Origin of the sequence: Rossellomorea sp. NPDC071047 (genome assembly GCF_050270195.1) — a bacterium.
Classification (GTDB): Bacteria; Bacillota; Bacilli; order Bacillales; family Bacillaceae_B; genus Rossellomorea.
Map to the genome: position 1 here is coordinate 591,771 of NZ_JBNNJT010000001.1, position 14,265 is coordinate 606,035.

16 protein-coding genes are annotated in these 14,265 nt (G+C 40.2%); 13 read left to right on the top strand and 3 right to left on the bottom strand.

Annotated elements, in window-relative coordinates:
• Position 1: 1 nt before the first annotated feature.
• Positions 2–727: an AlbA family DNA-binding domain-containing protein gene (locus ACQKFO_RS03070; RefSeq protein WP_427596817.1), complete on the bottom strand. Its 726-nt coding sequence runs from the start codon at positions 725–727 to the stop codon at positions 2–4.
• 589 nt (positions 728–1,316) lie between these two features.
• Here ACQKFO_RS03070 and ACQKFO_RS03075 point away from each other — a divergent pair.
• From ACQKFO_RS03075 to ACQKFO_RS03095, 5 genes are all read left to right on the top strand, one after another.
• Positions 1,317–2,237, top strand: coding sequence for a CobW family GTP-binding protein (locus tag ACQKFO_RS03075; RefSeq protein ID WP_427596818.1), 921 nt, complete (start codon positions 1,317–1,319; stop codon positions 2,235–2,237).
• A gap of 23 nt (positions 2,238–2,260) precedes the next feature.
• Complete coding sequence (locus tag ACQKFO_RS03080) at positions 2,261–2,554, top strand: hypothetical protein (protein ID WP_427596819.1); 294 nt, start codon at positions 2,261–2,263, stop codon at positions 2,552–2,554.
• 11 nt (positions 2,555–2,565) lie between these two features.
• Positions 2,566–2,928 carry a DUF2085 domain-containing protein gene (locus ACQKFO_RS03085; RefSeq protein WP_427596821.1) on the top strand — a complete coding sequence of 121 codons (363 nt, stop codon included), beginning with the start codon at positions 2,566–2,568 and terminating at the stop codon, positions 2,926–2,928.
• A 104-nt stretch (positions 2,929–3,032) separates the two neighbouring features.
• A complete protein-coding gene (locus ACQKFO_RS03090) occupies positions 3,033–3,443 on the top strand; it encodes a MarR family winged helix-turn-helix transcriptional regulator (protein ID WP_427596822.1) in 411 nt (136 codons plus the stop codon).
• Between the two features lie 114 nt (positions 3,444–3,557).
• The gene (locus ACQKFO_RS03095) at positions 3,558–5,177 is read left to right on the top strand and encodes an MDR family MFS transporter (RefSeq protein WP_427596823.1); all 1,620 of its coding nucleotides are present in this window, start codon (positions 3,558–3,560) and stop codon (positions 5,175–5,177) included.
• Between the two features lie 89 nt (positions 5,178–5,266).
• Here the strand turns inward: ACQKFO_RS03095 and ACQKFO_RS03100 are convergent, their stop codons facing one another.
• A complete protein-coding gene (locus ACQKFO_RS03100) occupies positions 5,267–5,512 on the bottom strand; it encodes a DNA alkylation repair protein (protein ID WP_113970969.1) in 246 nt (81 codons plus the stop codon).
• A gap of 72 nt (positions 5,513–5,584) precedes the next feature.
• On the opposite strand from ACQKFO_RS03100, the gene ACQKFO_RS03105 reads away from it, so the two are divergent.
• The 4 genes from ACQKFO_RS03105 to ACQKFO_RS03120 all read left to right on the top strand — a co-directional run bounded on the left by ACQKFO_RS03105 (position 5,585) and on the right by ACQKFO_RS03120 (position 8,515).
• On the top strand, positions 5,585–5,866 hold the full coding sequence (locus tag ACQKFO_RS03105; RefSeq protein ID WP_427596825.1) for a hypothetical protein: 282 nt from the start codon (positions 5,585–5,587) through the stop codon (positions 5,864–5,866).
• Positions 5,867–6,032: 166 nt separating this feature from the next.
• Positions 6,033–6,392: a hypothetical protein gene (locus ACQKFO_RS03110; RefSeq protein ID WP_427596826.1), complete on the top strand. Its 360-nt coding sequence runs from the start codon at positions 6,033–6,035 to the stop codon at positions 6,390–6,392.
• 320 nt (positions 6,393–6,712) lie between these two features.
• The gene (locus ACQKFO_RS03115) at positions 6,713–7,519 is read left to right on the top strand and encodes a CAP domain-containing protein (protein WP_427596827.1); all 807 of its coding nucleotides are present in this window, start codon (positions 6,713–6,715) and stop codon (positions 7,517–7,519) included.
• Between the two features lie 222 nt (positions 7,520–7,741).
• Positions 7,742–8,515, top strand: a complete 774-nt coding sequence (locus ACQKFO_RS03120) for an SDR family oxidoreductase (RefSeq protein ID WP_427596828.1) — start codon at positions 7,742–7,744, stop codon at positions 8,513–8,515.
• 61 nt (positions 8,516–8,576) lie between these two features.
• On the opposite strand, the gene ACQKFO_RS03125 is transcribed toward ACQKFO_RS03120, so the two are convergent.
• Entirely contained in the window at positions 8,577–9,944 is a 1,368-nt protein-coding gene (locus ACQKFO_RS03125) for an MATE family efflux transporter (RefSeq protein WP_427596829.1), read from the bottom strand.
• 153 nt (positions 9,945–10,097) lie between these two features.
• On the opposite strand from ACQKFO_RS03125, the gene ACQKFO_RS03130 reads away from it, so the two are divergent.
• Genes ACQKFO_RS03130 through ACQKFO_RS03145 form a run of 4 tightly spaced genes read left to right on the top strand, consistent with a single transcriptional unit; the run spans position 10,098 to position 14,155 of the window.
• The gene (locus ACQKFO_RS03130; RefSeq protein WP_427596830.1) at positions 10,098–10,865 is read left to right on the top strand and encodes a carotenoid biosynthesis protein; all 768 of its coding nucleotides are present in this window, start codon (positions 10,098–10,100) and stop codon (positions 10,863–10,865) included.
• The gene (locus tag ACQKFO_RS03135; RefSeq protein WP_427596831.1) at positions 10,862–11,581 is read left to right on the top strand and encodes a lysophospholipid acyltransferase family protein; all 720 of its coding nucleotides are present in this window, start codon (positions 10,862–10,864) and stop codon (positions 11,579–11,581) included. Before ACQKFO_RS03130 ends, ACQKFO_RS03135 begins: the two co-directional genes overlap by 4 nt.
• A gap of 7 nt (positions 11,582–11,588) precedes the next feature.
• A complete protein-coding gene (locus ACQKFO_RS03140; RefSeq protein WP_427596832.1) occupies positions 11,589–12,683 on the top strand; it encodes a glycosyltransferase in 1,095 nt (364 codons plus the stop codon).
• The gene (locus ACQKFO_RS03145; RefSeq protein ID WP_427596833.1) at positions 12,680–14,155 is read left to right on the top strand and encodes a phytoene desaturase family protein; all 1,476 of its coding nucleotides are present in this window, start codon (positions 12,680–12,682) and stop codon (positions 14,153–14,155) included. The genes ACQKFO_RS03140 and ACQKFO_RS03145 overlap by 4 nt, the downstream gene beginning before the upstream one ends.
• The last annotated feature ends 110 nt before the right edge of the window (positions 14,156–14,265 follow it).

Consider the following 14,265-nt stretch of genomic DNA (forward strand, 5'->3'; position numbering starts at 1 on the left):
TTTACCAGGAATGAAATTCGGATGAATCCAGGTCCAGGAAAGTTTCTATCTTCTTCATCTTTCTTACAATCAAGTCATACAGATATTTTTTGTACTTCAGGTCTTCAGCTTGGTCATGTTCCAAATGCAGAATTTTAAGGTGTTCCAAATGTTCTCTTAAAGTACGCTCATCACTATCCGACCCACCTGACTGAACTTTGCGGAGAATGACGTCTACCAATTTTTCGTGGCTGGCTTCGATTGTCTTCGTCCCTTGTCTTGCATAAATGGCCCCATACCGTAATTCACCTCTTGTCACAATAGAGGTATATGGAACGTATCGCGGATCGTAGTCAATGATGAGAACCTGGAACCTTTTTAAGCTCAACAAAGGGTGAATCCCTTTAGGGAAAATGAAATCTTCGGTGCGATATCGTAAATATTTTGGAAGCAGATGCTGTAGTTTATTATCAACATCTGCTTTATCTAAAAATTCCTCATCTGACAATCCCTTTAAATCTAACGATCCATCATCATATTGCATAACTCCGATAATGATGCATCCGCCTCCTGTATTGGAGATAGCAAGAATATGCTTCGCCATTTTTGTGAATTCAATCCAATCTGATTTGAAATCCACGTAATCCGTTTCACCCGTATTATGAAGCAACAGATCCTTCAATGTTTCATGAGAAGGATTCTTCAAAAAGTCCCTTAACTTGAGCGGAACAATCTTCTCATAGTACAATGACAACCCCACCTTTATAGTACTCACATGTGTATTGATCCTGCCGAAACGGAACGGTCAATAATGATAAATTAAAGAAATAAATAACATCCATAAACGATCTTAGATGACCCAATACCTCTTTAATTCATTCTATGCGTGTATAGATAATAAAACGCTTTTTACAATCGCTCTTTTCTAAAAGTTTGTTTTTTAACATAAGGTCTGCTTTGACTCTGTCCATTAGTGAGTGCTTGCAGCTATAGAAGCTCAGAGTGGATTGTAGCGGAAGGCACTTGACTCCTGCGGGAAATAGAGGAAAGGTCGAGACCCCACAGGGCAAAGCCCGAGGAGGCTCGACTTCCTCCCCGCGGAAAGCAAGTGACTGGAGCGGAAAGGAACGGTCCGTGTTTTCACACTAACACTCATGATATATTCACTTTTTCTTGGAAGTTATGCAAATCCAGAATCCTGTAGTGGACATCCACTACTACTTTCATCTCTAAAATAGCTATAAACTTTGTGAAAAGAGATTTACGAGAATACCTTCATTGTGTTCATAAGCGCTTTCTAATAGAATATGTATAGGATCTATAGAGAGGAAGATTAAATGAAGAAAGATGTTTATATTCTATCCGGATTCCTTGGAAGTGGAAAAACGACGTTATTAAAAGATTTACTTCAAGCTTTAAAGGACCAGGATAAAAAACCGGCTGTATTGATGAATGAATTAGGAAGTGTATCCATCGATAGTGATGAAGTTGAAAAAGATACGGCTTTAAGGGAGTTGCTTGATGGATGTATATGCTGCACCATATCAGAAAAGCTGGAGTCACAGCTTCAGGAATTATTGCTTAACGAAAATTTCGATGTACTGATTATTGAAACAACAGGAGCAGCCCATCCCGTTGAGGTTGTCGATTCCATCTTATCCCCACTGTTTGCAAATCAGTTCGAATTTAGGGGAATTGTTACTGTTGTGGATGGACTACAATGGCGAAATAGAGGGGAATTCAGTCCGGCCGTCTTACATTTGATGAAAGAACAAATACGCCATGCGGAATATATCGTGGCGAATAAAATGGATTTGCTTACAGAGATGGAGCAGGGAACATTCTCGTATGAGCTACAGCAAATCAACCCAAATGCTAAAGTGTACTTAACGAATTATTCAAAGGTCTCTATGACAGATCTATTTTCTTTAAAAGCGGATAACCGAAACGGTTCCTATGAGAAAGCACCCATCGGCGAGCATTTAACCTTACAAGCCATCGTGTATACATTCAATGGATCAGTCAATGGAGAAGAGTTTGAAAAATGGGTTAAAAATCAACCTGACAGCATTTATAGAATGAAGGGGTATGTCCCTTTTCAGGGGCGAAAAAATCCAACCTTGTTTCAATATTCATATGGTATGCCTTTATTTATGCCGGGAGATATGAAATATCCTACCAATTTCGTCATAATTGGAGAAAATTTACATAAATCAGAAGTAATACGTTCATTGCAGGAGATAGATATAACCGAATAACCTAAGGGGTGGAGAAACAATTCATGGTGTTTCTATTGTTAAGTGTAGAACTAATCTTATTTATCGGTGGACTTTACGGGTTGAGTATATATGAGACGACTCTGCAGTTCATCATCTTTATTGGCCTCATCGTACTAAGTGTCATCATGTTTATTTCAACGATCGTGTATTATCAGCGAAAAAAACATAAAAGGGAAAGTACCTATGATTGTTGGGACTGTGCAATATATTCACCTGACTGTCTTCCTTTTTCACGGGGAAAGAAGTTTGACTGTGATTCACCTGACTGTGATTGTACTCCGGACTGCAGTCCATAGGAGGGAATAGAGTGAAAGGCATCCTTACATTATCCTTTATGCCCTGTCATAGAATACGAGAACGTTCACTCGTCGTCAGGGGGAAACAATTTCCCGTATGTTTCCGCTGTATGGGTATTCTCATGGGCATTCTAATCGGGATCCCATTTGTTTGGTTGTATCTCCCTTTGGTATCATTCGTTCATTTGCTTTATGTGGGGATGCTCATCTTCCCCCTATTGGCAGATGGATATACCCAGAAGTGGAAGTGGAGAACTAGTACGAATACGTTACGGTTGCTGACCGGGTTCCTATGTGGGATCGGACTATCAATCAGTATCATTCTATTCTCCAGGATGGGAGTCAGAACCGTCATAGTCTTGACCGGTTCATAACCATTGACAAATCAGATCAAAGTGTTTAAACTATAATAGTTAACTTAGTGAACTATTTATTTAGTGCAAGAAGTGAGAAAGGTCGATTTTTAGTGGGAAAAGAAATGTATGAGTTAGAGGGATTATTCAGATCCGTTTTTAGAATGATGAAATCAGATATACGAACCATCTTTGGTGAGTTCATTTCCAATGGAGAATTTCGGGTACTTCAGCTCATTAGCGACAATGGGGCATTGAAATCCTCTGAAATATCCAAACGTATGGAAGTATCGGCCAGTCACATTACTTCCATTACAGATACTTTAGTAGAAAAAGGCTATATCACAAGAATGCGGTCTAATGAAGATCGTAGAGTAGTAGAGTTAGCCCTGACACCCCAGGGCGAAGAAATGCTCTCTCAATGTGAAGAAAAAAAGACTCAATACTTTCAAGAACTTTTTGTGAAATTTGATAAAGAAGAGATAAACCACCTGATTGAACTGTTTGAAAAACTATTAGCATCAAATCGCAAGTAATAAGTGTAAGCGTTAGAGAGCAAGGGTTGACCGGATTGGGTCATCCCTTCTATTATGCTTATTTACTTAAGTAAGTGAATTATTCTTATTATAAATATTAAGGGAGACTTAAAAATGGAGCACTTAGAACATCGAAAAAAGGTTATGATCATGATAGCCATCATGTCAGCTATGTTATTCGCAGCATTGAATCAAACGATAGTGGGAACTGCCTTACCACGAATCATTTCTGAAATCGGCGGCATTGACTACTATAGCTGGGTATTTACAATTTTTATGTTAACCAGTTCGGTAACTGCCATATTAGTAGGGAAATTATCGGATATGTATGGAAGAAAGCCATTCATCCTCCTTGGTATCGGTGTCTTTATGATCGGGTCATTCCTGAATGGACTTTCCTCCTCAATCCTGCAGTTAATCATCTTTAGGGGGATTCAGGGCTTTGGAGCCGGGATGATCATGTCTACTGCGTTTACGGCTGTAGGAGATTTGTTTTCGCCTCGGGAAAGAGGGAAATGGCAAGGGTTAATGAGTAGTGTATTTGGTCTAGCAAGTGTGTTCGGCCCGACATTAGGAGGCTGGATCGTTGATAATGCTGACTGGCACTGGGTATTCTGGGTCTTCCTTCCAGTAGGTTTCGTCGCTTTTGGGATGATTTATAAAATGTTTCCTTCACAGAAACCAAACAGAGGATTGAAAGTGGACTACTTAGGTTCCATAATGCTCACTCTGACTATTATCCCCTTACTATTGGCCTTTACATGGGGTGGGAATGATTATGAATGGGTTTCCCTTCCGATAATAGGGTTACTGTCAGCAACGGTGCTATTTTTTGTCTTATTTATCATTACCGAGAAGAAAGCAAGCAATCCCGTTCTTCCACTTCAATTGTTCAAGAATAAAATCTTCACCTTATCCAATATCATTGGGTTTATCCTGGGAGCCGGGATGTTTGGAGCCATTATGTATATGCCGTTCTTTATTCAAGGAGTCATGGGGACATCTGCCACTAAGTCGGGCTTGGTGATGATGCCGATGACATTAAGTATGGTGATCGCAAGTACAGTTGGTGGGCAGATCATCACGAAGACAGGAAGATATAAATTTCTTGCCCTGATCGGTCTGTTCGTCATGAGTGCAGGGATGATTCTTCTATCCTTTATGGATACGAACACAACCAATACAACGGCTCTAATCAATATCATTATAGTAGGAACAGGTCTTGGGCTGAGTTTTCCTGTGTTCACTTTAACGGTACAGAACGCTGTTCAGCATAAGTTCCTTGGTGTCGCTACCGCTGCGACTCAATTATTCAGACAAATCGGCGGTACGATCGGAGTAGCCATCATGGGTACCGTGATGAATACGTCCATGTCTTCAAAGATGACTGAGAAAATGTCAGAAGTGAAAGACTCACCTCTACTTACAAATCCTGAAACATCAGGAGTGTTGAAGCAGCTTCAAGATCCTCAAAACATAATGAATGGTGAGAAATTAAAAGAATTACAATCAACATTACCTGAAGAATTCCAAGGGATTTACGCAACCATTCTCGAAGGAGTGAGAGAGTCGTTAAGTTTCGCTTTAACGAATGTCTTCTTTATTGGTGCTATCATACTTCTTGTTGGTTTTGTATTAACGTTCTTTATGAACGAAATCCCTTTACGTATGTCGAATAAAGATGTAACTGAAGAAGAGAAAGAAACAAAGCTAAAAGAAGCTTCCAATCATTGATTGGCTACCAGTTCTAAATAAGAAAAGGGGTAACCGGGTGGATCTGTATTCAAACACAGTGCCAACCAGTTACCCCTTTTTAAGAAGAATTACATCGTACTTTCTCCAAATTTCTTAAACGTCATCTCATCCTCTACTAGACCGCAAGCGGCACATTGTACTTTTAAATCCGGTCCATTGTATGCCAGATGAAAAGGCTCAGTCTGCCCTTCTTCATAACTTTGAACAACTTCTCCGGAGGCAGGATCGAGTTTCACACTCTGCGATACTTGTTGTATAATATTAAACCGGGTGCGATTCGTTTTACAGCTGGGACAGCGGTAGGGTGTAGTCATGTACATCACCTTTCTTTGTTTTTTTTCTAGTATGCTTTAAAAATAAACTTTTTATGTAAGGGTTGTTTGAACATGAGATTAGAATCATTCGATGCATTATTAGCGGCCTACAGACAGATATGGAAAAACAGATTATTAATAAGTGAGGGTACTTCTTCAGAAGTGATCCTGAAGGAAACCATTAAACGTGAATTATTGGACGGCAATAGTCATCCAAGAGTGCGTAAATCAAAGGAAGAAAAATACCTCTCAGCTACCAAGAGAGTCATTGAATCTGACCTGACGAGTGAAGAGAAAGTAACATTAATAAAGCTACATCTCGAAATGGTTTCACAATTGAATGGAGATACATAAAGGCATTTAAATGTTTAGCAGACATAACTGAGGACAGAGATTGCGTATCCATTCATGATGGAATATCAGAAAATAATCAAATCATCTTATTCTGAGCATTTTCCTTCCTTGTATACCTGTATAGGTATATAATGATGGTGAGATTATTAAAAAGGATGATGCCAGTATGCTAGTAATAAGCTTACTTCTATTTAGTGTACTTTCTTATATGATGTACTATCGATATTTCCCTGTTAGAGCAAATCAATGGTCTTCTCTTGAGTTAACCTCCCGACATGTAGTGGTGGACGTCCGGGATTATCAGGATTCTTCAAAAGAGGATTGCGATAACATTATAGCAATCCCATGTGGATATATAAGAAGGCATTCCCGGGACATCCCGGACGGTTCTATCGTGGTGATGGGGAGTAATACTATCGAATGCAATGTAGGGGTTAGACAATTAAAACGTCTTGGCTTTCCAGTGGAAGGATATATTATCATTGAATCAGACAAAAAATGTAATGAATACCTATCTTTAGGTTAAAAACGCATGTTGTGTGAAATGTTACTGTAACATCCGTTACAATGATAGGACCTTTAAAAAGCTGTCAATATTGATATACAGGTAATTATTAGTCTTCAGGACTAAATAATTCAATCACTGGAAATGTAAGTAAATCATTTCAGAAATACATTTCTCCCTACTAGAATCAGTGATTACTATTGTCCTATAGAGTAATTGTCTTTCAAAATAGAACAATTGATTCCTAGTTACCAAGTTCTCCCGTAAATGTAACAAAAACAGGGTGGTATGATGAATGTGCAGCAAAGAAAAACACATTCACTAAGGAGGAATTCATTTTTATGAACAAGAAAATGATGATTTCAACTGCAACAGCATTCACTTTATTAGCAGCACCATTCGCGGCAGGTAAAGCTGACGCTGCAGCACCATGTCCGACAGATAAGGTTGCACAACAAGTGAACGCATTTAAATATAATGGTAATCAAGAAGATTTAAATAAATTTGTACAAGATACTCTAGCAAAATACCAAATCGATGGTAAGAATATTAATGTACAAGAGCTGTTAAATGGACAAGCTCCTAAAGCTCAGGCAGCACCAGCGCCTGCTAAGGAAGCACCAAAAGCTGAAGCTCCAACACCAAAAGCTGAAGCTCCAGCACCAGCTCCTAAAGAAGAAGCACCAAAAGCTGAAGCTCCAGCACCAGCTCCTGCAGCAAACGAACAGCAGCAAAAACCAGAACAACAGGCTAGTGAAGAAACAGGTCAATTAAGCCAATATGAACAAAAAGTAGTGGAATTAACAAATCAAGAGCGTGCAAAGCAAGGTCTTCCAGCTCTTAAAGTAGATACTGAGCTAAGCAAAGTTGCACGTGAAAAGTCCCGTGATATGCAAGCAAATAACTACTTCTCTCATGATAGCCCGACATACGGTTCACCATTCGACATGATGAAGCAGTTCGGCATTCAATACAGCTCTGCCGGTGAAAACATCGCTATGGGTCAACCTACTCCTGAAGAAGTAGTACAAGCATGGATGGACAGTGATGGTCACCGTAAAAATATCTTAAGCTCAAACTACACTCATATCGGTGTAGGACATGTAGAAAACGGTAACTACTGGACTCAACAGTTCATTGGTAAATAATATAACACAATCATGAAGGCAGCCTCTCTATTGGAGAGGTTGTTTTTTTTGTATGTGAAAAAAAGTTGAAGCATGTTTAGGTTAGTCTTCTCTCACCTAATGAAAATATTCAAGAAATAGTACTCTTATCGAACATGAATGCATTATTTAAGAGCTTACATTTGCAATTCGAGATAATCATTCTTACTATTGAAGTATAACGAGTACGTGGAGTGAGCTTGGATGAAAGAAAAAGTTGTGCTTATAACGGGAGGGTCGAAGGGAATCGGCCGGCGAACGGTAGAGGAATTCTCGAAACAAGGCTATACCGTTATTATTAACTATAGGCAAAACGATCAATTTGTTAATGACCTTGTATCCCACTTGAAGGAGAAATATAACAATAAATTAATAGCGATCAAAGGTGATATTTCTGTACCGGAAGAATGTGAACGAATGGTAACAGAGATATGGAATGAAGTGGACAGCATTGATATCTTGATTCATAATGCAGGTCCTTATGTGAAAGAGAGAAAGTCATTTGCTGAGTATTCCCCGGAAGAATGGAATTACATAGTAAATGGAAATCTAAATAGCGTTTTTTATTTATCCAGGCTGATCATTCCAAGAATGCGCGAAAAGAACTGGGGAAGAATCATTACATTTGGATATGATCGAGTTGAAACAGCACCAGGCTGGATCTATCGTTCAGCGTTTGCGGCAGCAAAAGCGGGACTCGCCTCATTTACGAAAACGATATCAATAGAAGAAGCTCGAAATGGTATAACCGCCAATATGATCTGCCCTGGAGATATCGTAGGCGAATGGAAAGAAGAGGAGATTCATAAAGCTAAACAATATCATGATCCGGGGACACCGGTAGGCCGCCCAGGAACAGGGGAAGACCTTTCGAGGATCATTTCTTTTCTTTGTAAAGAGGAATCTGATTTTATTACCGGCTCCATCATTCCCGTTACAGGGGGCAAGGATGTGCTGGGTAAGGTATTTCGTCAGTGAAGGAAAGTATAGACACGGCAGAAAAATGAATCTGCCGTGTCTATTGATTTCATTTATGGGTTTATTCACTTTTAATGATATATTGTTTTCGATACTTTTTTTGTATGAATAATAGTCTGGCTGACAATGTTATGGCACCTGCTGTTAATCCGGATGTCAGACCGAGCCAAAATCCGTAAGGTCCGAAGTCAGTGTAGTTTGCCAAGAGATAACCCAGAGGTAATCCAATCACCCAATAGGATATGAGTGCCATCATAAAGGTGATATTAACATCCTTGTATCCTCTGAGTGCCCCTTGTACCGGAGCCTGAATGGCATCTGATAGCTGAAAGAATACGGCATACAATAAGAAATGAGCCGTTAATTCCAATACATATGCATCATCGGAATAAAGGTACGATATTTCTGAACGGAACACGAGCAAGATCACGCCATAGATGCCAGCCAATAGGAATGCAAAGCTTACTCCCATCCAGCTGTAGATTTTTGCATCCCGGAGCCTTTTCGCCCCGATCTCATACCCTACAACAATGGTTAATGCCATGGATATACTAAGAGGGATCATATAAAGAAATGATGCAAAATTGATCGCTGCTTGATGAGCTGCGATTACAACGGTGTCATAGTTGCTCATTAACAAAGTAACGGCAGAAAAAATGCTTACTTCAAAGAAAATTGATAAGCCGATGGGTACCCCGATTTGAAAGAGCTCTTTCCACTTAAGAAGGTTTGGCTTATGAAGGGTTTTAAAGACAAAGAATTGGCTAAAAGGACTTTTCGTATGCACGACCCAAAAGGCAATGAGAGTAATCACCCAATAGGTGATGGCTGATGCATAACCCGCACCTACTCCTCCTAATGCTGGGAAACCGAGTTTTCCGAAAATCAGAATATAATTAAATACCACATTGATGGGAAGAGAAAGCAAAGTAATAAACATGGTGACCCTTGTCATTCCTAAAGCATCTATAAACGATCTCAGCACATTATAGATGAACAATGGAATCATTCCAAACGAAAGTCCAATAAGGTAATCCTTGGCTACAGAACGGACCTGTGTTTCTATATTCATTCCATTCAGAATTGGATCTAGAACGAATGCACCGACAATCATCACGAAAAGGGATAGAAAAATGGCAGCATACACACCTTGAAGCACAGTGTGAGGAACATCTTTCTTATTTCCTCCTCCTATTAATTGAGCGACGATTGGGGTAACCGCGAGAAGGATGCCACTTAACCCTGTAAAAACCGGTACCCAAAGTGAGGAACCTATGGCGACACCTGCCAAGTCGATGGGAGAATACTTTCCTGACATGATGGTGTCAAAGAAATTCATCGCAAACATACCAAGCTGGGTGACCAGAATGGGAATGAGAATAAAGGAAAATTGTTTTATTTTATCTTTAAGAGTGTGTGTTTCTCTCATGGAATGGACTCCTTTACTAAATATCACTTGAAAATATGATAAATTCACTATCATACTGTATCATATTTTCAAGTGATAGAGAGTCAAATATGCATTTTATCGGATCACTCTTATTATGGGCGTTGAAAGATTAAGTTGTCAGGGAGGCAGAGAATGACTAAACAATGGCAGGACTGGATTTGGTTTGTGTTTATTATATGGTACGGAGTGGGGATCATCCTCGTTTCTCTTGATTGGCTTCCTCCCTCCCTTCAATGGGCGAATGCCGTTTTCTTATATTTGGCCGGTTTTTTGGCTATTCTTTATGCAATGAAGAAATTCGGGGGACAAATCGGGGCCATCATCGCGTTGGGTATTATGCTGCTTACGATTTTCGCGGAGTCTTTAGGCGTTCATTATGGTCTGATATTTGGTTCTTATCATTATGAAAAAGACTTTGGATTTCAACTGGTTGGTGTACCCATCACCATAGGCTTTGCCTGGGTCATGGTGATCTTCACGAGTATGGCACACTATGAATTTCTGTTATACCAAAGAAAGACTGTAATGGGAGCGTTTATCTATAGCACAATCACGTCCATTTTAGCGGTGACGATGGACCTGATTATTGATCCGGTTGCTTTTAAAGGCCGGGAGTATTGGGTATGGGATGAGGATGGGATATATTATGACATTCCAACTCAAAATTTCTTAGGCTGGTTTTTTGTTTCTTTCTTCATACAATTTTTTCTTTACTATTGGATAAAACACGAGGGAGTTTCTTCACATTGGAGCTCGCGGATGAGATGGTTGTATTTCCTCGTGATTTTTATGTTTATCGTGACAGCGATCGTAGAAGGCCTGTGGCTGGCTGTTTGGGTTACGTTGGCATTTTACGGTGTGTCTCTCTTACTTAGAAAACGATTGGAGAAGGTAGCATGATTGAACCGAAGAAAAGTCCGGGATTTCAACGCATCTTGGCCAACTACCTTACTTTTCAGCTGAAAAAACATTTTTATCGTGTATGGATCGATGACCAGAGGGAGGGAGGGAAATCATCTTCCGGACACTTGATACTCGCGAATCACTCGAGCTGGTGGGACGGGTTGATGGTCTTTTACTTAAATCATTATGTTATAAAGGAAGACAGCTATGCGATGATGAGTCAGAAAGGGATGGAGGACTATTCTTTTTTTCGTAAAATCGGAGCATTCTCTGTGAACCCTGATTCACCCAAAGACCTAGTCTCTTCTTTAAAGTTTGCTGAAAAATGCCTGCAACAAAAAAAAACCGTCTGGATCTTTCCACAGGGGAAGGAAGAGCATCTTGAGAAGAGACCACTTTCATTTATGAGTGGACCTGGCTTTTTAATCGAACGTAACCCGGGGATAAAGGTTACGATGGTCACGTTCTACTACACATTTCGTCATGATCAAAGGCCTGAACTATTTATCCGGATCTGTGAAGAGAATGGAGATCATATAAATCAATCAAGAAAAGAGCTTACAGACAGTTTAAGGACGATTATGGAAATGAGGCTAGATTCACTAAGAACCGATATCATTCAGGAAGACCTGTCAAGTTTTCAATTATTACTCAAAGGATTCCCTACGAATAGTGAATGGTTGAGTTTCTGGAAAAGAAGGAATCAGAGGTGAATAGACAATGAATTATTATATCCTCATCACACTCATATTTGTTCTGGTCACATTCATCAATCTCCTCTTTTTGCCGAAGCTATCCAGTAAGTTATCTTCTAATGAGCTTGTTTCTATACTGGTGCCGATGAGAAATGAAGAAAGGAATGTGAGGGGATTAATTGCAAATATTAAGAAGATTACCCATTCACATGTTGAATTTATCATTTTAGATGATGGATCGACGGATCGTACGAAAGAGCTCCTAAATCAACTTACGACAGGGGATTCCCGTTTCAAGGTAGTCAATGGGAAGCCTCTCCCAAAAGGCTGGGTAGGAAAGGTCCATGCATGCAAGGAGCTTAGCAGACATGCAGGCGGAACGTATTATTTTTTCCTTGATGCTGATGTACGGGTGTCCCCATCGATTATTGAGAAAGTATTGTTCCAGATGAACCACTACAATGCAGGGCTTGTGACGGGATTTCCGCAATTTCCCATTCCTACTTTACTCAGTAAGATGCTGGTTCCGTTTCAACATTTCCTGGTATATTTTCATTTACCTATTGCAGTTGCCAATCATACGACGAATAAAGCATTTACGGCTGCACACGGGGCCTTTATGTTTTTTAAGAAGGAAGCGTATGAAGAGTGCGGTGGTCATGAAGCGGTGAAATCATCTTTAATAGAAGATGTGCATATTGCAAGGAAAGTGAAAGAGAAGGGTTGGAAGGTAACAATCGTCAACAATTCGTATGACGTGACATGTCATATGTATGATACCAATAGGGAAGTATGGGCAGGTTTCTTGAAGAATATTTATATAGGATTAGGGAGAAATCCCATTTCCGTTATACTGCTTTCCCTTTTTTACTTCATATTTTACATATTGCCCCTTCCTCTGTTCCTATATGGATTAGTGGCAGGGGAAAGGAGCTATTGTGTTCCGTTGGTTGCGATATGGGTACAAACCCTCTTGATTGATATTGCTTCCAATCAATCCAGATGGCATTTTCTTATCATGCCGGTTGCTTCTATAAGCTTTATCATCATTATGTGGGCTTCGATGCTGAGAGGGATGAAGAAACAGGGATACGCTTGGAAGGGGAGGACCTATTCATGAAGGATATCGTCATTATCGGAGGAGGATTAGGAGGATTGTCCGCAGGAATTTCTCTTCAAAGCAAAGGCTACAATGTAACGATCATAGAAGAGAACCCTCATCCGGGAGGGAAGATGATGCCTGTTGAACTGGATGGCTATTCCTTTGATTTTGGTCCTAATACCATTACCATGCCTGAAGTATTTCAATCGGTGATCAATGATGCCGGAGGAGAGTCTTCTCATTATTTTCAGTTTGAAAGACTTGTAAAACATACGAAAAATGTCTTTCACAATGGGAGAATTCTATATCAATCAGCGGATCCGGAGGAAATGATTGAGGAACTTGAAAAGCTGGATCCGTATGGGGCATCTCATTACAAAGAGTACTTAAGGGAAGTAGAAGAGTTATATACATTAGCCGAGCGGGGGTTTTTCTACCGGGTTTTCAGTTCATGGCGGGATTATCTCTCCCCTCAGCTATCTTATAGCTTTATGAAGGTCCGTCCCTTTGAAAAGATGGATCATTTTCATCGAAGGTTCTTTCAGGATGAGGATGTGTTGAAGGTGTTCAATCGATATGCAACATATATTGGATCATCACCGTACGCGTGTCCTGCGACCTTTTCGTTGATCGGCCATCTTGAGATGAAAGAAGGGGTGTATTATACGAATGGTGGAAACACTAGGATAGCAAAGGGATTCTATCAATTCTTTAAAGAACTGGGGGGGACTGTCCACCTGGGAAAAAGAATTAAAGAGATCGTGGTCAAGGACAAAAGAGCAGTGGGTGTTGTAACGGAAGACGGCGATACGATATCTGCTCATGATGTAATTGTGAATGGAGATTTTATCACGGCTACGAAGAATCTTATTGAAGAGAAAGATAGACCAAGCCATCCTGATAGGAAATTGGATACCTACGAACCTTCCATTTCCGCCTTTGTCATTCTGGCAGGGTTAAGGACCTATCAGGATTCCGTTCATCATCACCAAGTATATTTCACAGAAGATTATCAAAAGGAGTTCTCGGAGATTTTCATGAAGAAAGAACTGCCAAGTGATCCTACAATTTATATCAGTCATTCAGCTGCCACAGATTCCCGTATTACAAAGGGAAGCAATTTGTTCATCCTTGTGAATGCTCCAGCCGCTCCTCTGTCCAACGAGCAAGCAGATGCGTATAAGGAGAAGATCTATCAGAAACTGGAAGCTAAAGGTCTACCTATACGTGAATCATTGGAAGTAGAGAGAGTATTCACCCCGGATACGATCAAACAAAAATTCTCCGCCTATAAAGGCTCTCTATATGGCCTTGCTTCCCACCGGATGACAGAAGCGTTCCTTCGCCCTTCCAACGTCAGCAAGGACATTGAGCACCTCTTTTATGTCGGAGGTACGACTCATCCGGGTGGTGGCTCCCCGATGGTCACAATAAGCGGAAGAAATGTAGCGAACTACATTCTGAAGCGAGATAATAAAGCAATGTTTTAGGAAGCCTTCATGACAAGTTCCTATGGGTGCTTCACTAGAGATTCAAAAGGGTTCCTATTGATCATGACAGGAGGAACCTTTTCCTTTTGTCAAATTTTCGTAGTTCTATA

Bases quoted from the DNA above. Each gene is read 5' to 3' on its own strand.
- ACQKFO_RS03140 (WP_427596832.1), top strand. From the start codon at position 11,589: ATGAATTATTATATCCTCATCACACTCATATTTGTTCTGGTCACATTC.
- ACQKFO_RS03100 (WP_113970969.1), bottom strand. From the start codon at position 5,512: ATGACTACACCCTACCGCTGTCCCAGCTGTAAAACGAATCGCACCCGG.
- ACQKFO_RS03080 (WP_427596819.1), top strand. From the start codon at position 2,261: ATGGTGTTTCTATTGTTAAGTGTAGAACTAATCTTATTTATCGGTGGA.
- ACQKFO_RS03125 (WP_427596829.1), bottom strand. From the start codon at position 9,944: ATGAGAGAAACACACACTCTTAAAGATAAAATAAAACAATTTTCCTTT.
- ACQKFO_RS03090 (WP_427596822.1), top strand. From the start codon at position 3,033: ATGTATGAGTTAGAGGGATTATTCAGATCCGTTTTTAGAATGATGAAA.
- ACQKFO_RS03105 (WP_427596825.1), top strand. From the start codon at position 5,585: ATGAGATTAGAATCATTCGATGCATTATTAGCGGCCTACAGACAGATA.
- ACQKFO_RS03120 (WP_427596828.1), top strand. From the start codon at position 7,742: ATGAAAGAAAAAGTTGTGCTTATAACGGGAGGGTCGAAGGGAATCGGC.
- ACQKFO_RS03135 (WP_427596831.1), top strand. From the start codon at position 10,862: ATGATTGAACCGAAGAAAAGTCCGGGATTTCAACGCATCTTGGCCAAC.
- ACQKFO_RS03075 (WP_427596818.1), top strand. From the start codon at position 1,317: ATGAAGAAAGATGTTTATATTCTATCCGGATTCCTTGGAAGTGGAAAA.
- ACQKFO_RS03095 (WP_427596823.1), top strand. From the start codon at position 3,558: ATGGAGCACTTAGAACATCGAAAAAAGGTTATGATCATGATAGCCATC.
- ACQKFO_RS03145 (WP_427596833.1), top strand. From the start codon at position 12,680: ATGAAGGATATCGTCATTATCGGAGGAGGATTAGGAGGATTGTCCGCA.
- ACQKFO_RS03115 (WP_427596827.1), top strand. From the start codon at position 6,713: ATGAACAAGAAAATGATGATTTCAACTGCAACAGCATTCACTTTATTA.
- ACQKFO_RS03130 (WP_427596830.1), top strand. From the start codon at position 10,098: ATGACTAAACAATGGCAGGACTGGATTTGGTTTGTGTTTATTATATGG.
- ACQKFO_RS03110 (WP_427596826.1), top strand. From the start codon at position 6,033: ATGCTAGTAATAAGCTTACTTCTATTTAGTGTACTTTCTTATATGATG.